The organism is Haoranjiania flava, from assembly GCF_025631005.1.
In the GTDB taxonomy this organism is placed as follows: domain Bacteria; phylum Bacteroidota; class Bacteroidia; order Chitinophagales; family Chitinophagaceae; genus Haoranjiania; species Haoranjiania flava.
This window is the reverse complement of record NZ_JAOTPL010000002.1, coordinates 168,760-186,592: the sequence shown is the minus strand read 5'-3', so window position 1 is coordinate 186,592 and position 17,833 is coordinate 168,760. Positions and strand designations below refer to the sequence as shown.

General features: G+C 42.3%; 12 protein-coding genes. 6 read left to right on the top strand and 6 right to left on the bottom strand.

All coding sequences use genetic code 11. From position 1 onward, the window contains the following. The first annotated feature begins 52 nt into the window (after positions 1 to 52). The 3 genes from OD355_RS02270 (at position 53) to OD355_RS02260 (ending at position 2,425) form a co-directional block, all read left to right on the top strand. Positions 53 to 1,201 (top strand): amidohydrolase family protein, encoded by a 1,149-nt coding sequence (locus OD355_RS02270; protein WP_263036824.1) that lies wholly within the window; start codon positions 53 to 55, stop codon positions 1,199 to 1,201. Between the two features lies 1 nt (position 1,202). Beyond that, positions 1,203 to 1,718: an SRPBCC family protein gene (locus OD355_RS02265; protein WP_263036823.1), complete on the top strand. Its 516-nt coding sequence runs from the start codon at positions 1,203 to 1,205 to the stop codon at positions 1,716 to 1,718. A 74-nt stretch (positions 1,719 to 1,792) separates the two neighbouring features. Beyond that, a complete protein-coding gene (locus OD355_RS02260) occupies positions 1,793 to 2,425 on the top strand; it encodes an OmpH family outer membrane protein (protein WP_263036822.1) in 633 nt (210 codons plus the stop codon). A gap of 1 nt (position 2,426) precedes the next feature. On the opposite strand, the gene OD355_RS02255 is transcribed toward OD355_RS02260, so the two are convergent. After that, the gene (locus OD355_RS02255) at positions 2,427 to 3,779 is read right to left on the bottom strand and encodes a hypothetical protein (RefSeq protein ID WP_263036821.1); all 1,353 of its coding nucleotides are present in this window, start codon (positions 3,777 to 3,779) and stop codon (positions 2,427 to 2,429) included. A 167-nt stretch (positions 3,780 to 3,946) separates the two neighbouring features. Between OD355_RS02255 and OD355_RS02250 the strand changes: the two genes are divergently transcribed. Next, complete coding sequence (locus tag OD355_RS02250; protein ID WP_263036820.1) at positions 3,947 to 4,420, top strand: hypothetical protein; 474 nt, start codon at positions 3,947 to 3,949, stop codon at positions 4,418 to 4,420. 584 nt (positions 4,421 to 5,004) lie between these two features. Here the strand turns inward: OD355_RS02250 and OD355_RS02245 are convergent. The 5 genes from OD355_RS02245 to OD355_RS02225 all read right to left on the bottom strand — a co-directional run bounded on the left by OD355_RS02245 (position 5,005) and on the right by OD355_RS02225 (position 15,993). After that, on the bottom strand, positions 5,005 to 7,065 hold the full coding sequence (locus OD355_RS02245) for a M13 family metallopeptidase (RefSeq protein ID WP_263036819.1): 2,061 nt from the start codon (positions 7,063 to 7,065) through the stop codon (positions 5,005 to 5,007). Positions 7,066 to 7,423: 358 nt separating this feature from the next. After that, on the bottom strand, positions 7,424 to 9,469 hold the full coding sequence (locus tag OD355_RS02240; protein WP_263036818.1) for a M16 family metallopeptidase: 2,046 nt from the start codon (positions 9,467 to 9,469) through the stop codon (positions 7,424 to 7,426). A gap of 9 nt (positions 9,470 to 9,478) precedes the next feature. Continuing rightward, positions 9,479 to 10,792, bottom strand: a complete 1,314-nt coding sequence (locus OD355_RS02235; protein ID WP_263036817.1) for a M16 family metallopeptidase — start codon at positions 10,790 to 10,792, stop codon at positions 9,479 to 9,481. Positions 10,793 to 11,573: 781 nt separating this feature from the next. Continuing rightward, complete coding sequence (odhB, locus tag OD355_RS02230; RefSeq protein ID WP_263036816.1) at positions 11,574 to 13,196, bottom strand: 2-oxoglutarate dehydrogenase complex dihydrolipoyllysine-residue succinyltransferase; 1,623 nt, start codon at positions 13,194 to 13,196, stop codon at positions 11,574 to 11,576. Between the two features lie 46 nt (positions 13,197 to 13,242). Next, positions 13,243 to 15,993 carry a 2-oxoglutarate dehydrogenase E1 component gene (locus tag OD355_RS02225; protein WP_263036815.1) on the bottom strand — a complete coding sequence of 917 codons (2,751 nt, stop codon included), beginning with the start codon at positions 15,991 to 15,993 and terminating at the stop codon, positions 13,243 to 13,245. 105 nt (positions 15,994 to 16,098) lie between these two features. Between OD355_RS02225 and rpsT the strand changes: the two genes are divergently transcribed. After that, on the top strand, positions 16,099 to 16,443 hold the full coding sequence (gene rpsT / locus OD355_RS02220; protein ID WP_263036814.1) for a 30S ribosomal protein S20: 345 nt from the start codon (positions 16,099 to 16,101) through the stop codon (positions 16,441 to 16,443). A gap of 130 nt (positions 16,444 to 16,573) precedes the next feature. Further along, on the top strand, positions 16,574 to 17,818 hold the full coding sequence (locus OD355_RS02215) for a serpin family protein (RefSeq protein WP_263036813.1): 1,245 nt from the start codon (positions 16,574 to 16,576) through the stop codon (positions 17,816 to 17,818). The last annotated feature ends 15 nt before the right edge of the window (positions 17,819 to 17,833 follow it).

Below are 17,833 nucleotides of genomic sequence, written 5' to 3'. Positions count from 1 at the left end.
TAAAGAATTATTTAAAAATCTCATTTTATGATTTACTTTTATAGTTTATTACATGGCAGTTAGGAAAATCAAGGCTGATAAATTGTTTGACGGTGAAAAGCTTCTTACCGGGAAAATAATTGTGCTGGACGATGAAGGTACCATTGTAAGTATTGAAAACGACATGCAACAGGATGTGGCCTGTTTTCAGGGCATACTCACGCCCGGCTTTATCAATTGCCATTGCCATCTGGAGTTGAGCCATTTACATGGCGCAATTCCCAAGCATACCGGCTTGGTACATTTTCTTTTAGCAGTATTGAAGCTTAGAAACCATGAAGAAAATATGATCCTGGATGCGATAGCACGGCAGGACGCCCTGATGTATGAAAGAGGCATTGTGGCGGTTGGAGACATTTGCAATACTACCCACACGATTGCCCGAAAGAAGATCAGTAAAATCAGCTACCGCAATTTTGTTGAAACTATGGGTTTTTTCCCTGAAATTGCTGATGCCAGGTTTACGCTTGCCCACACTACTTTGCAGGCATTTGAAGCCAATGAGCAGCATGCTGCCATTGTGCCTCATGCACCGTATTCTGTTTCGGAAACATTGTTTCGAAAGATCAACCGGGAAGCGGCCGGTAAGATCATAAGCATTCACAACCAGGAAACCGCTGAAGAGAATAAACTCTTCCTCGGCCATCCGGGTGGCTTTGAAAATTTTTATAAACAGTTGGGCGCAGACATTTCATTTTTTGTTGCACCGTTCAAAAATAGTTTGCAGGCTTATTTGCCGCTGCTTGCAAATGCAAAAAAGATATTGCTTGTACACAACAGCTTTACCTCTGAAGAAGATGTGGCGTTTGCTGAAACATTCGCAATGGAGAAAAACATAGCATTATACTGGATACTCTGCCCCAACGCCAACCTCTACATTGAGCATACTTTACCTGATGTGGAAGTATTCATAAAATATAAATGTAAATTAGCAATCGGTACCGATAGCCTTTCAAGCAACGATGAGCTGGATGTTTTAAGTGAATTAAGAACACTGAAGCAACATTTTCCGTCAATCAGCACGGAGCGCCTGTTACAGATGGCTACTTGTGAAGGTGCATCAGCGCTTGGCTTCAGCGGACTGGGCAGGATAGAAAGCGGTAAAAAACCGGGTATTAACCTGGTAGATGAAAATTTAAACCTGATAAAGAAAATTACCTGATATGCGTTTTATAAGATTGGCAGTTGTAAGTTTTGTTATATTTTTTGTACTCTTAACTGTGATCGGTTTATTATTCCCGCCTGTAGTTACGGTAGTAAGGCGCGGCGTGATCCAGGCCCCCAAAGAAAAAATTTATCCTTTTATAGCAGACACTAAGAACTGGCATAAGTGGCTTGCAGACAGCACTGTGGTGTTTGCACAGCTTACACCTGCAACAACCGGCAAAGACGCTGCAGTATCTATTGGCGGCAAACGCGTTCAGATCATTGCGGTAACCCATGATTATGTGGAGGCCGAGTGGGAGCTAAACAAAAAAGAAAACCGTATACAGACTTCCGGCTTCTATTTACTGCCGGATAAAGAAACAAGCGGCACGGTTGTGCAACTGCATTTTACCCAAAAACTAAAATGGTACCCCTGGGAAAGAATTGCCGCACGCCTCAACGAAAGAGTGCTTGGCCCGGTGCTTGACAACAACATCCTGCAACTGGATGAAGCTGTGAAAGCCGCTAATTAGTAAGACTTTATACATCGGTTAACATTTTATTTTCTCAAATCCTTATATTTTTACCTATTCAACTTTTCTATAAAATGCAGAAATATTTACTTATCTCAAACATTGTACTGATACTGGCTGTAGCAACTTTATTTTATCTCTTCAGCAGGAATAATACAACTGCACCCAAGGCGAAAGTTTCTGTAAAACATCAAAAATCAAATGATTCTGCAGCAGCTCTGGATGCTCCTTTCAGAATCGCATATTTTGAGCTGGACTCCGTAGAAAATAAATATAAATATTACAAGCAGGTACGAGAAGGTTTACTGGCAAAAGAAAAACAAAATCAAAATACACTGGCAGGCCTGCAGAGAAGGTTCAATGACAAGTTGAAAAATGCACAGGAAAAAGGCGCCATGCTTTCACAAAACGAACAGGCCTCCTTACAGAAAGAACTGGAAAACATGCAGAAAGAGTACATGCAGAAAGAGAAAAATATGGGCGAAGATTTTATGATGGAATCTTTCAAAAGATTGCAGGGCGTAAACGAACGTATCCAGCGGGTGGCTAAGGAGATAGCCGAAGAACGGGGCTACTCTTACGTTTTGTCCAGATATGAAAGCGGCGGCAATAATGTGATCTATTACCGCAATAAAAGCTTTGACATCACAGATGAACTGATTGAAAGATTAAACAACGGTAAAGGAGATTCTGCATTGAAGAAATAACCTACTGCAAACTTTTCGGCTTTGGAATGTCAGATGCTTCCAGCCTGGCGCCTGCAGGCTTTGCAAGCCGTCCTTCAAATACATCAATATACATTTGTATCTCTTCCCTGGTAACAGCCTTATTCTTGTTATCAATATTTACAACTATTAAAAGTCCCGTAGAATCGGGCGTTGAGACAAATGCGTTTGCCAGGCGAAACTGTTCACTTCTTTGTAAGGTGCCGTCATCCGCCCATATTTCCGTACCGGAAAGGCAGCCGTCTGTAGGTGCATTCGGATAAAAACTTTCGTCTTTAAAAAATGCAGGATCAAGCGTGGTACCATGCACAATAATGTATCTTCTGCCGATAAGGCCTGCATAGTACGATTCATACATTGGTGCATAACTCTGCCACGAGGGCGGCAGCAATCTTTGGTAATTGGTGTAGGTACCAGCTGTGGAATCGTAAGGCATGCCACGCCAAAAAAGATACTCATTCTGGTATGGGATTACAGACTGTAAATTAGTTGTAGGACCGATGAGGTTGTTGATGGAATGGCCAACGCCGGCAATGCTGTAGATGCCCTGCGGTGTACTGCCGTTGGTAATAAAATAAGGCAGGTCGCTGCCGGAGCGTGCCAGTTGCTCTATCATCAGTACTTTGCCGTTTTCATCTTTTGCAAAACTGCCATCTTTGTTTTGAATAATGGCAATGCCGTTATAGTCACGGTTCCAGCGTTGAAAAGAATAAACTGTTTTCCTGCCGTACAATCTCTGGTATATGAACAGCTGGTTAATGTCGGGCGTTTTTTGTTTTTTTTGCCATTGAAAACGTGTAAGGTATTTTTTCAGCTCTACCAGTATAGGCAATGTATCGCTGTTAGCAAATTGTCTGTTTGTTTGTGTTACCAGATAGTTTACGTTTTGTGCGCTGGTGTCGTGCCTGAAAAGATAAACGGCAGCAATACTAAAGACTTTAGGGTCGCGTTCAAAAGGCAATATTTTTTTGATCTCTTCAGCATATTTTTTTGGATAGGTTGCGTAAACCGAGGATAAAAATGCCTGTCTGAGGGATACGGGTTGCCTGAAATATGCTTCAAACAATTTGTTGAAGCCATTTTCAACGTCGCTGTTCCTGATGAGGAATTGTGTTACAGAAAGACAAGCGTCTTCGAACTGGTGAGTGGTAGTATGATTAAGCGGGCCTCTGAATGTCTCTTTGATATTTTTTTCGAGCAGGTAATTTTTAAAACTTTCCCTGCGGGCCTTTTTAGTAAAATCAGATTTAAAGCTTTTCATCGAAAGTTGTGCAAACGACAAATTAGCCAGCAGCAGTAAGGAAAAAACGTATATGACTCTTTTATAAAAACGCATCAGCAGGTATAAAAATATTTTGGTTTAAAAATTGCTTATAAAATTGTTCAAATATAAGACTAAACTGTTTAGCGCTTAGATTAATAACCCATAAATTGATTAACAATTATTACAAACAACTGCATTGAGATATTGCGTCTGTGCGGTGCGTAGAAAAACAACATGATATGCAAAAGATTTTCTTTATCCTGGCACTGGTAGTTGCTGCTATATCCTGCAATGCCGTGCTCAAAAGCAACTGGCCATCAACTGCTCCTGACGATCTGCAGATCACTTACAGCCGTGAAGGCGGTTACGCGCCGCGTTTTGAAAAATGTGTATTCACGGAAGAAAAATGCAGCTACTCCTATGAGTTTGGTAAAACCAGATATGCCTTTGACTTTGTTTTGCCTGAAAGCGAATTGCGCCTGCTTTATGAAGCCCTGCGCAGGAGCGGCTTTGAGCACATCAAAGAGGATGATAAAAAAATATACGACCACATTTATGAGCGCATAGTGGTGGATGTGGATGGTAAACAAATCTCCAAAACAGACAACGGCGGCATTGATCTTGGCTCGGCGCGCAGTTGGGAGAGCAGTCTTTCACCCATTAAAAATATTATTGAAAGGGAAAAGAAAAAAAGAAATATTACTACTTATTAAATGATTGCAGCTTGTGCACACTTCTGTACTTTATAGTAAGATGTTTATTGAAACAATCTTCTAAGAAATGTCTCTTCGCTATTGCAATCGCGAAGCCGTAACTGGAGATTTTTAATCCCTGTTTAATAATATATTTTTTACGCAGAGGCTGCCAAGATTTCGCAGAAACTGCAAAGACTTGGAGTAAAGCCTTCTACTCTTCGGGATTTGCAATCGCGAAGTTGTACCTGGATATTTTAATCCCTGTTTAATAATATATTTTTCACGCAGAGGCCGCCAAGATTATTTCGCAGAAGCTGCAAACACTTTGGAGTAAAGCCTTCTACTCTTCGCTATTGCAATCGCAAAGCTGTACCGGTAGGTTTTTAATACCTGTTTAATAATATATTTTCACGCAGAGACTGCCAAGATTATTTCGCAGAAGTTGCAAAGACTTTGGAGTAAAGCCTCGTGCGCTTGGTGAATTCATTGTGCACTATGTGCTTATATTTTAAACCACCCAAAAAAGGCGCAAAGTTCACAATGAATTAATTTCGTGTCTTAGCGCCTTCATGGCCGTCATGGGCTTTGTGGTTAGAATAATATTACCATATCTTAATGCGTTTCTCAGGCGCCAGGTACATCTTATTGCCCGGCTGCACGTTGAAAGCAGTATAGAACGGATCGAAATTCATCAACGGGCCTAATACGCGCCAGTGCGCGGGTGAGTGCGGGTCTGTGTTGATGCGCTGCCTGATTACTTCGTCTTTATATTTGCTTTTCCATATCTGCGCCAGCGACAGGAAGAAACGCTGGTTTGGTGTAAAGCCATCAATCTTTTTAGCGGAGTCTTTAGCCTGTTCTGTTAGTTGAAAAGCATCGTATGCTATAGCTACACCGCCGAAGTCGGCAATGTTTTCACCGGTGGTTAGTTTGCCGTTTACATGCATAGATGAATCCAGTACGGTAAAGCCATCGTACATTTTTTGGATCTGTTCCACTTTGGTTTGGAATTTTTGCCTGTCCTGAGCTGTCCACCAGTTTTTAAGGTTACCGTCTTTGTCAAACTGCGAACCCTGATCATCGAAGCCGTGCGTCATTTCATGGCCTATCACCATGCCGATACCTCCGTAGTTGATGGCATCATCTGCTTCAGGATCAAAGAACGGGAACTGCAAAATTCCTGCAGGAAAAACTATCTCATTGATGGATGGATTGTAGTACGCATTTACAGTTGGCGGTGTCATGTGCCAGAGTGTTTTGTCTACTGGTTTCCCCAGGTGAGAAAGATTATAGTTGTATTCATTTTCCGCAGCAGATATCAGGCTTGTGTAGAAATTGTCTTTACGTATTTTAACCGCACTGTAATCGCGCCACTTGTCTGGAAAACCGATTTTATTGATGATGGTTCCTAATTTTTCTTTGGCCGTTACTTTGGTGGAGTCGCTCATCCAATCCAGTTTATCTATCCTGGCAGAGAAAGCTTTGCCTAAATTATCCACCAGTGTAAGCATCCTGTTTTTAGCATCCTGGTTAAAATATTTGTTTACATAGAGCTTGCCCAACGCCTCGCCGAGATAATCATCTGTCATGCTGCTGATGCGTTCCCACCTTGGTTTTAATACTTTTTGCCCGGTTAAGGTTTTTGTGTAATTAAATTGTGCATTCACGAAAGGTGTGCTTAGAATATTTGCATACCTGTTCACGGCTTTTGCTTTCAGATAGGTTTTCCATTCGGGAATGGATACCGTTTGCAGCAAAGTGTTGAGTTTGGTATAATAAGCCGGCTGGCCGATCACTACAGAATCCACGTTGGCTGCTCCAAGGTCGGCGAGTAATGTTTTCCACGCGATGTTTGGCTGTTTGCCGGCAAGCTCTGCAACGGTGAATTTGTTGTAATTCTTCTGCGGGTCGCGCAATTCCACGCGTGTGCGGTGCTGCTGTGCCAGTTGCTTTTCAATATTGTAAACGATCTCGGTGTTCTTCTTTGCATCTGCTTCCAGGTTGCCGGTAAGTTTGAATATCTCAGCTAAATAGTTTTTATAGGCTTCCTGTATTTTCTGAGTTGCAGAGTCCGTTCTGAAATAATAATCCCTGTCAGGCAATCCCAGCCCTGTCTGGTAAAAGCTGGCGATGTTCATGGAGCTGTTCTTATCGTCAGGGCCTACGTAAAACCCTACAATGGATTTATTCATTCTTTTAGTTTCTGCCGCCACATATTTCATCAGTGAAGGAATGTCTTTGATTGAATCAATGCTTGCCAGCAACGGTTTGATCGGCTCGTAACTTAGTTTTTCTATGGTTGCCGTGTCCATGCCGGCCGTATAAAATGCTGCTATAAGGTTTTCTGTGCTGTCTTTAGAATCTGTTTTAATATTTTCCAGGATGTTCTTCATTCTTTCCAGCGTATTATCCCTTAATTTTTCAAAAGCGCCTATTCCTATTTTGTCATCAGGGATCACAGCGCTATCCATCCATCTTCCATTGGTAAACCTGAAAAAATCGTCAGCAGGATTTACGGTAGTATCCATGGCAGAGAGGTCAATGAATGATGCCTGTTTTTGCAGTGTGCTGTCGGTAGCTGTGCCGCTGTTTTCTACGTTGTTGCACGCGGTGAAGAACAAGACTGCAGCCAGGGGCAATGCATAAAATATTTTTCGTTTCATGTATGTGTATATTTTATTTTTTCCAGTTGTCAGAATAACCAAAACCTTTATTATCCATCCCGGTTGGTATGCAATTTGGCTTATGGCTATTTCATGTGTATTTTTTTTATTTTTTTTCTGTTCCGCATATACATCCTACGATGTAAAAAATTATATGCTTCGTTTCCTGTAAAATAAATTTGTGTAAAAGTAATTTTTTTGAAGTGGTTATTGAAATAAAAGTTTTATAAAAACATTATCTTATTGTAGTGTAGCACGATGGTATTGCATTGACTTGCAGGCGATCTTTTGATTAAAATTTTTAAATGAAATAACCCGCTCCATTGCCTGCAGTGGGTTATTTTTTTATGCGCAGTAATTATTTAAAATCTGCATCGGCAGCTTTATTAAACTCGTAAGATTTTACTTTGAAATCAACGTCCATGCCACCCATATTTTGCTTGATGGTGAACGGCATTTTTACACCTTCTACATCCCTGTAGTCTGCATAGTATATAGGGATAGTTGTTTCTTTACCTTGTACGCTTTGAGTTTTTATCTCACCAATTTTTAATCCCGTCTTAATGCTGTAGTAGAGCGTTTTGCCGGGATATTTTATAATGTAGGCCTCTTCTCCGTTTACCGTTTCAACAGCGCCAAGCGTATATTTGGGATTGGAAGCAAAGGAAACTTCAGGAAACAGGTCTGCATTTTCCTGGAATTCATTTTTCATTTTATCCGGCAACGGCATTTTTTGCCCCTGGGCTTCCATATAACCTTCCTTTCCATCGAACACCAGTTTCTGCATTACATTACCCATCATTTTCATCACCAGGAGCATTTTTCCGCCCGGCGCTGTTTTAGTACTCAGGTCCAGTTGCATACCCTGCACGGTTGTGGAAGCATCCATGCTGATAGATTTTACCTTGTCTAATGCGGCTTTACCCCCGATGGCCTCTATGTATTTCTGCGCAATGCCTGCAACCGTTACGCCTGCATCAGCTTTCTTTATTTCAGGTTTCGGAACCGGGTTTGCATACGCATCGTAATATTTTACGGGATAGCCCAAAGCTTCGAGCTTATCGGCAAAATCAATTGCATTGCCTGCCACAAAGATGCGCAGTTTATTGGGCTGTATATATGTCTGTGCGGCATTTTGCACTTCTGCCACCGTCATTTTATCTACAGATTTTAAGTAGTTGTTGTAAAAATCTGCCGGAAGGTTTTGTGTATAGGTACTAAGCGCATAGCGGGCAATAGTCTCTGGTTTTTCCAATGCCATGATAAAGCTGCCTTTCAGCTTAGCTTTTGCATTGTCTAACTCGGCCGGAGTGATCTTTTTAATTGCGTTTATTTCGTTTATAATCTCTTTTACAGCCTTGTCTGTAGCATCTGTCCTTACACTTGCCTCTGAAGTAAAATCCTGTGAATACTTCCCGGTATTTAAAGAAGAATAGGCACCATAAGTAAAGCTGTTTCTTTCTCTCAGATTCATAAACAGCCTTGACTCTGCTCCCCCGCCCAAAATATAGTTAGACGCAACAGCAGGAAAATATTGCCCGTTATTCATCTTGAGATTATGTACATTTCCCACTATAAGCACCGTCTGCACTGCATTGGGTACATGTACTACATCTATCTGCGTTTTTGCTACGGCAGGTATTTGCTCCAAAGGCTTGAATAGCGTACCTGCTTTTTTCCAGCCGCCGAATTTTTGTTCAACCAGTTTTTTAGCCTCCTCAAATTTTACATCTCCAACTATTACCAGGTAGGCATTATCCGGAATATAATATTTTTTATATGCTGCCTGTATATCTGAAAGGTTTACATTCCTAATAGATTGTGCTGTTTCAAATTCGCCGCGCGCAGTATTCTTCCCGTAAGTCAGCGCTCTGAACACCCTGCTTGCTATAGCATCCGTGCTTTTCTCGCGGGTTTTTAAGCTTTCTACATATCTGTCCTGCGCCTTGCTTAGCTCTTCCTGTGTAAATTTAGGATTCAGCGCTCCATCTGCCATCAACTCAAGTACTTCAGGGAAATATTTTGATAAGGAGTTCATAGATGCACCTCCCGCATTGAAGCTAACACGCGCCCCGAGGAAATCTATTCTTTTATTAAAATCGTCTTTCGACATCTTGTTGGTACCTGTACCTAAAAGATCTCCCAGCAAAGAATTGTAGCCGGCTTTGTCTCCTTCATCCAAAGGCGGCCTGTCCATAGTAAGCGTAACTCCTACACGAGGAAGCTTGTGGTTCTCTACCACCAGTACAGTTAATCCGTTGTTGAGCTTGAATGTTTTTGGTTTTTCCACTTTCACTTCCGGTGTGGGTCCCGGCTTGGGCATTACATTTATATCAATATTTTGCGCGTATGCAGTCCCTGCAAAACATAGGATCACTGCTATATTTATAAAAAGTTTTTTCATTGTGCTTTATTATTTTTTCTCTGGGATGTAATTGATAACCACTCTCTGGCTGGAATTTAGATATTTTTTGGCTGCCTCCCTGATGTCTTCCCTGGTGATGCTCCTGTAAATATCAATTTCTTTATTTATAAGATTGGTATTGCCATAAAGCGTATGGAAGGTTGCAAGAGAATGTGCAATGCCTTGGATAGAGCTGTTGGAATTTACAAAATCATTCTCTGCTTTATTCTTTAATTTTTGAAAATCCTCTTCGCTTACCAGTTCAGTTTGTAATTTGGCTATTTCTGCATCTATATCTTTTCTTAGCGTAGCTTCTGTAACCTCACCCATAGGAATGGCAAAAAAAGCAAAGATGCTGTAATCTTCCTGCCCTATGTTCATTGCTGATACCTCCAATGCTTTTTTCTCATTGTCCACAAGTTTTTTGTATAAAACCGAAGATTTGCCTGAACTCAGGTAGGTGCTGAGCATATCCAGTATATAGGCGTCTTTTTCTTTATTGGAAGGTGTTCTGTAAGTATAGAGATAAGCAGGAAGCTGAATGTTGGGATCGTAAAAAGTTACTTCTTTTTGTTGTGTAACCGGGTCTTCTTTTTCAAAGTTCCTTTCTATGGCAGCTCCTTTCGGTATGCTTGCAAAGTAAGTGTTGATCAGACTTTTGGCCTGTACAGGATTTATGTCGCCAGCTACTATGAGTGTGGCGTTATTGGGCACGTAATACTTTTTGAAAAATGCCTGAAACTCCTGCAAAGTAGCTGCATCAAGATGCTCCATCTCGCCGATGGTAGTCCAACGGTAAGGATGCTTGCTGAAAAGATTTTTCTTGATAGCTTCAAACAACCTGCCATACGGCTGATTGTCTATACGCATTCTTTTTTCTTCTTTAATGACTCCGTTCTGCGTTTTTACACCAATCTCATTAATCACGGGGTGGCGCATTCTTTCACTTTCCATCCAAAGGCCCAATTGCAAGTTGTTTGAAGGGAAAGTTTCATAATAATAGGTTCTGTCGTCACTGGTGTTGGCATTGTTATTACCTCCATTTTCAGAGACGATCTTCATCCATTCACCGCGCTTGATGTTTTTTGTACCTTCAAAAAGCAGGTGTTCAAAAAAGTGCGCAAAGCCTGTCCTGTCGGGCTGTTCGTCTTTAGCGCCTACATGATACATTACAGCTGTGGTAACTACCGGGGCCGTATTGTCCTGGTGAAGAATTACATGTAACCCGTTAGGCAGATCGTACTCTTCGAATTTTATTTCCTGTGCATTCATTGACAGTACAACGAGCAGCAGTGAAAAAGAAGCAAATAGTTTTTTGTTCATATTTGTAAATAAAAATTTAAGCCGTAAGATAAATATTTTTTTATTTGTAATGAAAATTACTTGTTCTACGTCACGCCGTTGATATCCTTTCCCGCATTGTTTCCTGTCAGGCAGGCATTAGGTACTGTCAGTCCTTGTTATAAAATTGCATGGATCCGGAAGCCGGAGGTAATTGTATGGGATTGCTTTGCTGTTACCTTCTTGTAATGGCGTGAGCACTGGCGCTCTTCTCCTCGAGGAGAAGGCAGGGATGAGGTGATTGCAGTTGGAGCACAAAGGCTGCCCTCAGGCGCTTACGTGTGCCGGCTTGATTTTTTACTACTTTTTTGTCAGGAATTGCCATAAGCAAAGTTGCATACCAACCGCGAATGAATAAAGGCTATTCTATGTCACAACTGAGAAAACAGATAAAATATACACATGAAATAACCATAAAGATTAGGAATCTTTACCAACCGAGGATGATAATAAAAATTAAGGTTTTGGTTATTCCGTGTGGCAAACAGAAAAAATTAAATATTAACACATGAAAAAAGATTGAAAAAAGTGAGGTGCGGGATTGCTTCGCTCCATCCGGAGGACTCCGGAACCGTCGGAGTACCTCTACCGGAAGGGCAAGCTTACGGTGGTTTACTCTTTGCGATAAAACGCAGCCCAGCGTAGGTTTAGAAGCAATATCTGAATCTGTGATTTGTGAGAGGTGAATGGTAAGAAGTAAGAAAGTTTTACTTCTTACTTTTTACTTCTTACTGCTTCACCGTGTGATAAATAAACCGGAAATTTAAATCTCTAACAGTGTTTTCACCGGATCTTTCCTGAACAGCAGCAACTGCGGGTTTTCCAGCAATTCTTTTACGCGCACCAGGAAGCTTACGCTTTCCTTACCGTCAACAATCCTGTGATCGTAGCTTAATGCAATGTACATCATGGGGCGTATAACCACCTGGCCATTCTCTGCTATAGGCCTGTCCTGTATTTTATGCATACCCAGGATGGCGCTCTGGGGCAGGTTGATGATCGGCGTACTTAACAGGCTGCCGAAAACACCGCCGTTGGTGATGGTGAAAGTACCGCCCTGCAATTCTTCCATGCTCAATTTGCTGTCGCGTGCCTTATTGGCAAGTTCTATTACATTCTTCTCAATGTCTGCCATGCTCTTGCTTTCCACATTGCGCATTACCGGCACGGTCAATCCTTTGGGTGTGCTAACCGCGATGCTGATGTCTGCATAATCGTGGTAGACAATTTCATTACCATCAATGTAAGCATTCACTGCAGGGAAGTCTGCAAGTGCGATCGCACAGGCTTTCGCAAAGAAGCTCATAAAGCCCAGGCCAACGCCGTGTGCTTCCTTGAATTTATCTTTGTATTGTTTACGAATATCCATTATACTTGTCATGTCCACTTCATTAAAAGTGGTGAGCATGGCCGTAGTATTTTTAGAGTCAACCAGCCTTCTGCTGATAGTTTTGCGCAGGTTGGTCATTTTTTCGCGGCGTTCGTTGCGCGAGTTAAGCGGTGCTTCGTTGAAGGTTTGCCTGCCCGGGTTTTCCAGTGCGCTGAGTACATCATTTTTCATGATCTTTCCGCCTGCACCGGAAGCTTTGATGTCTGACGGGTTTACTTTTTTATCGGCAATGATGGCCGAGGCCACAGGCGAGGCCTTTACATCTGTATGCTGCTCAGGCTGTGCTGCAGTTTCAGGTTTAGTTGCCGGCGTATCCGGCTGTGGTTGTGCAGCTTTACTTACAGGCTCACCTGCTGCAATAGCTGTATCTATTTTAGCAACCAACTGTCCTACCTGCAATACATCGTCTACGGCGGCTAATAAGGATAGTTTGCCGGATTCCTCGGCATTCAGTTCAAAAGTGGCTTTTTCACTTTCCAGTTCTGCAATAGGTTCATCGCGTTTTACCAGGTCGCCTTCCTGCTTTAACCATTTAATGAGTGTAACCTCGTTGATGGATTCGCCAACAGAAGGTACAATTATATCAATAATTCCTTTGCCGCCCTCGCCCTTCAATTCTTTTTCTGGCTGCTGCACGGGGGTCTGTGCCTCTTCATTTTTAGATGATTCGGAGGGCGCTTCCTGCTTAGGAGGGTTCTCTTCTTTTTTCTGTTCTATTTCTGCTTCGGTTTTTTGCTCACCGCTTCCGCCTGCCGGCTTTTCTGCCGTCTCATCAATTTTTGCCATCACATCACCTATCTGCAAAGTATCTTCTACTTTAGCCATGTGCTGCAATATGCCTGCCTGCTCCGCATTTACTTCAAAGGTCGCCTTCTCGCTTTCCAGCTCTGCAATTACTTCATCTCTCTCCACATACGTACCATTATCTTTTGCCCATTTTATTAAAACAACTTCATTGATGGACTCTCCTACAGAAGGAACTTTAACTTCAATCATCTTTTTATTTTATTTTTCTTTTCCGGAAATGATTTATAATAATTTTTTATATCGAAAACGCAGTTTCAATAATATCTTGCTGCTCCTGCCTGTGTACTTTGGCATAACCTGTAGCCGTTGCTGCTGCTGCATTCCTGCTGATAATGCCGTATGGGAATGCTTTAAAGTTTGTTTGGAGGTAAGTTGCAGCCCCCATATTCAGCGGTTCTTCCTGTGTCCAGAACCAGATAGCGTTGGTATATTTGTTTTTTAGTTCTATCAGTTGATTTTCCGGCAACGGGTACAACTGCTCAAGCCTTACAAGCGCCACATCGTTGCGGCTGTCTTTTAGCTTCTTGTCCATCAGCTCAAAGTAGATTTTTCCTGAGCACAACAACACTTTCTTTATTTGCTCCGGGTTATTTACGGTAGCATCGTCTATCACTTCCTTAAAACTTCCGGAGGTAAGCTCACTGATGTGGCTGTAGCTTCCCGGGTGCCTCAGGTTTGCCTTCGGCGACATCACTATCAACGGCTTTCTGAACGTCCAGGCCAGTTGCCTGCGCAATGCATGGAAGAAGTTGGCTGCGGTGGTAATGTTTACAACCACGTTGTTCAGCTCGGCACAACCCTGTAAAAACCTTTCTGGGCGTGCACTTGAGTGGTCAGGGCCCGCGCCTTCATAGCCGTGCGGCAGCAGCATTACCAGTCCGCTCATGGTACCCCATTTTTCCTCTGCACTGGCTACATATTCATCTATCACCATTTGAGCGCCATTGGCAAAGTCTCCGTATTGCGCTTCCCAAATGGTTAATATTTCCGGGTTGGAGGTGCTGTATCCGTATTCATAGGCCAGTACACCATATTCACTCAGCAGGGAGTTGAAAATACGAAGTTTTCCCTGGCCTTCTTTCAGCCTGTCAAGACGATTGTATTGCTCATTGGTCTCTTCATCATACAACACGGCGTGGCGGTGTGCAAAGGTTCCTCTTTTTACGTCTTCACCACTGATGCGTACGTCCTTACCTTCATGCAGGATGCTTGCATAAGCAAGCAGTTCAGCCGTACCCCAGTCAAATTTCTGCTCGGATTCATAAAGCTTCATTTTATCTTCGAGCAGTTTCTTTATTTTTCTCAGTGGATTGAAGTTTTCAGGATAAGTAAAAATTTTACCTGTAAGCTCCCTCAACAATGCTTCATCCACACCGGTTTCGGGAGAGTGTAAAAAGTCTTCTTCTTTGGCGAAGCGCATGCCTCTCCACTTCTTCTCCGGCTCCTGTAACTGGTAAGCCAGCGGTTTTTGTTTTACTTCGTCTAATCTTTCCTGCAGGTCGGCCCAGAATTTCTGCTCCATTTCCTTTGCCAGTTCTTTGGCCTCGTGGTCTCCGTTTTTAAGCAGGTAATCTACGTACACTTCCCTGGGATTGGGATGATTATCAATCAGTGCGTAGAGCTTTGGCTGTGTAAACTTAGGCTCATCGCCTTCGTTGTGGCCATGCCTCCTGTAGCAAAGAATATCTATGAAAACATCTTTTTTAAACTTCTGCCGGTATGCAAAGGCTATCTGTGCAACCTTAACTACTGATTCTATATGGTCGCCGTTTACGTGAAAAACGGGCGATTTGGTTATATCTGCAACCGATGTACAATAGAATGAACTTCTGGCATCGTCATAATCTGTAGTAAAACCTATTTGGTTGTTGACGGTAATATGAATAGCGCCTCCCACGTTGTAACCCGCCAATCCGCTCATTTGGGCCACTTCATATATGATGCCCTGGCCTGCCTGCGCAGCATCGCCGTGAATCAGGATCGGCACTACCTGGCTGAAATCTGTATTGTAGTTGGTATTTGATTTTCCGCGGGCAAAACCCAGTGTCACAGGGCCTACCACTTCCAGGTGAGAGGGGTTGGCCATGAGCTGCAGGTTGATCTTTTTATTGTTGGCAGTAACATAGTCGCTGCGGAAACCAAGGTGATACTTAACGTCGCCGCTGCCTTGTGCACCTTCAGGAGGAACTATGCCTTCAAACTCGCTGAATATCTGCTCATAGGTTTTTCCCAGCGTATTTGCAAGCACATTAAGCCTGCCGCGGTGCGCCATACCGATCACAATTTCCTTTACGCCGTCTTCAGCCGCATCGAAAACCACGCCGTTGAGCGCGGGGATCAGCGCTTCGCCGCCTTCCAGCGAAAATCTTTTCTGGCCGATGTATTTGGTATGCAGGAATTTTTCAAAAATCACTGCCTGGTTGGTCTTGTCCAGTATTCTTCTCCGGGTAGGAATATCAAATTCGCGTGACATTTTTTCTTCCATTGCTTCAATAATGAAGGCTCTTTGCTCTTCATCGTAAATGGAGTGAAATTCTGCGCCAACAGACGAAGTATATACCCTTTTAAGTTTTTCTACAATGGCCTTCAGCGTTGCGTTTTTCAGGCCTATGAGCTTCCCGGCCACAAATTGTGTATCCAGGTCACTATCTGAAAGGTTGTAATAGCTGAGATCCAGGTTGGCATGCCTGTTTTTCCTGGGGCGGATAGGGTTGGTATCAGACACGAGGTGGCCTTTGGTCCTGTAACCTTCAATAAGCTGGTATACATTAAATTCTTTCAGCAGTTTTTCAGTGCCTATGCCTGGTGCAGCATATTCGGCCGTTTGTGAAGCGCCATTTTCCGAAAAATTGCTTACGGCATAATCAAATCCTTCAAAAAACTTCTTAAGGTCAGCATCTACATTTTCAGGGTTATCTAAATAGTCTTTATATATGCTTTCAATATAAGACGGATGCGAGTTAGTTATAAATGAGAAATCCTTCATACAAATTGCGTATCGGTTTTACTTTGCACAAATATCAATCATAATCCTTGTTAAAAAAAGAAAACATTCGTTATTTTATTTAAAAACGTATTGTCAGCTTTGGACATGCAATTTGAAAAATATTTTTCACATTTAAAAATTAGTCTTAACTTTGCCGTCCGAAATAAAATACTCAAAAAAGAAATTCAGATCATGGCAAATCACAAAGCTACCAGAAAAGATGTACGTCAGGCTGCAAAACGCAGGGATAGAAATCGTTATTATGGAAAGACTACACGTAATGCAGTGCGCAAGTTAAGGACTTTGACAGATGAAAAAGCTTACGATGAAGCTTTACCCGGAACAATTTCTATGATTGACAAGTTGGCAAAACGCGGCATTATTCATAAAAATACTGCAGGCAACCTGAAGAGCAAATTAGCCAAAAAGATCACTTTAAAACCAGCTTAAAACTTTTAAAACAGTTTTTGAGTATTAAAATATATACAGCCGGGCACTCGAAAAAGTGCCCGGTTTTATATTTTAAGGCATTGCATTTGCAGTAAATGTAAAAATCGATTCTTACACTAAATCTTATTTTATGAAAAAACTGCTTACAATTGCTATGCTATTTAGTTTATTATTTGTTCAGTGCGATACCGCTTCGCCCAATAAAACCGGAGAAAAAGAAACGGACAGCTCCGTAAACACAGCCCCACGCTCTTCTGTCATAGACTCTTCCATTAACAAACGCTTAATGGACTTTAGTTTTGATTTTCTTGGTAAAATACAGGCTACACAACCCGCTACCGAGAACTTTTTTGTATCTCCTCTCAGTTTACACATTGCTATGGGCATGTTGCTAAACGGCGCAAAAGGCGCCACCTACGATGAAATGGCGGAGGCTTTACATGTAAAGGGCATGGATATTTCCACGCTTAACCAGGCATATAGGCAACTTTTAACCACGCTGCCTGCGGCTGATCCCAAAGTGAAATTGCTGCTTGCCAATTCCATCTGGTACAGGAATACTTTTAAGGTGAGCGATATTTACCTATCAACGCTGAAAAACAATTTCCAGTCTGAAGCCACGCCGCTGAGTTTTAGCCAGGATGACGTAAATACCATCAATAAATGGGCAAGTGATAAAACCAATGGCAAAATTCAGAAAGTATTGGAAGAGATCAACGATACGGATGTACTCTTCCTGCTGAATGCCTTGTATTTCAAAGGCGACTGGTCAGAAAAATTTGACAAGGCAAATACACGCGATGCCAACTTTACCCTGCAAAACGGGCAAAAGAAGAAAGTAAAAATGATGTACAGGCAGGACAAATATTTCTATACCTCTACCGCTGAATTTGCAGCTGTGCGCGTGCCTTACGGCGACAGCATTTATAACCTGACGCTGATATTGCCCAACAACGGAAGCTTACAGGATGCTTTAAACAGCCTGAATACAACCACATGGAACCAGCTGCAAAAAAATATGCAGCCGACTAAAGTACAGCTGGGCTTGCCCAGGTTTCAGCTGAGTTACACGATCCGGCTGAACAACACACTTAATAAAATGGGCATCAAAAAAGTGTTCACCAATAATGCTGAACTGCAAAACATCAACCCGGATGGCGATCTGTTTGCAAGTTTTATAAAACAAGACACCTATTTGGGCGTAGACGAGGAAGGAACTGAAGCTGCGGCAGTAACCTCCATCGGGGTCAGCGTTACCAGCATGCCGGTGATAGAACAGTTTGTTTGCGACCGCCCCTTTGGGTTTATTATCAGCGAAAAAAATAACGGCAACATTTTATTTGCAGGAAGAATCACGAACCCTGACAGCAAATAATTTCAAATTCAGTTT

What these genes read in the sequence shown, in the direction of transcription:
- OD355_RS02270 (WP_263036824.1), top strand. Translation starts at nt 53, where the DNA reads ATGGCAGTTAGGAAAATCAAGGCTGATAAATTGTTTGACGGTGAAAAG.
- OD355_RS02265 (WP_263036823.1), top strand. Translation starts at nt 1,203, where the DNA reads ATGCGTTTTATAAGATTGGCAGTTGTAAGTTTTGTTATATTTTTTGTA.
- OD355_RS02260 (WP_263036822.1), top strand. Translation starts at nt 1,793, where the DNA reads ATGCAGAAATATTTACTTATCTCAAACATTGTACTGATACTGGCTGTA.
- OD355_RS02255 (WP_263036821.1), bottom strand. Translation starts at nt 3,779, where the DNA reads ATGCGTTTTTATAAAAGAGTCATATACGTTTTTTCCTTACTGCTGCTG.
- OD355_RS02250 (WP_263036820.1), top strand. Translation starts at nt 3,947, where the DNA reads ATGCAAAAGATTTTCTTTATCCTGGCACTGGTAGTTGCTGCTATATCC.
- OD355_RS02245 (WP_263036819.1), bottom strand. Translation starts at nt 7,065, where the DNA reads ATGAAACGAAAAATATTTTATGCATTGCCCCTGGCTGCAGTCTTGTTC.
- OD355_RS02240 (WP_263036818.1), bottom strand. Translation starts at nt 9,469, where the DNA reads ATGAAAAAACTTTTTATAAATATAGCAGTGATCCTATGTTTTGCAGGG.
- OD355_RS02235 (WP_263036817.1), bottom strand. Translation starts at nt 10,792, where the DNA reads ATGAACAAAAAACTATTTGCTTCTTTTTCACTGCTGCTCGTTGTACTG.
- odhB (WP_263036816.1), bottom strand. Translation starts at nt 13,196, where the DNA reads ATGATTGAAGTTAAAGTTCCTTCTGTAGGAGAGTCCATCAATGAAGTT.
- OD355_RS02225 (WP_263036815.1), bottom strand. Translation starts at nt 15,993, where the DNA reads ATGAAGGATTTCTCATTTATAACTAACTCGCATCCGTCTTATATTGAA.
- rpsT (WP_263036814.1), top strand. Translation starts at nt 16,099, where the DNA reads ATGCAATTTGAAAAATATTTTTCACATTTAAAAATTAGTCTTAACTTT.
- OD355_RS02215 (WP_263036813.1), top strand. Translation starts at nt 16,574, where the DNA reads ATGAAAAAACTGCTTACAATTGCTATGCTATTTAGTTTATTATTTGTT.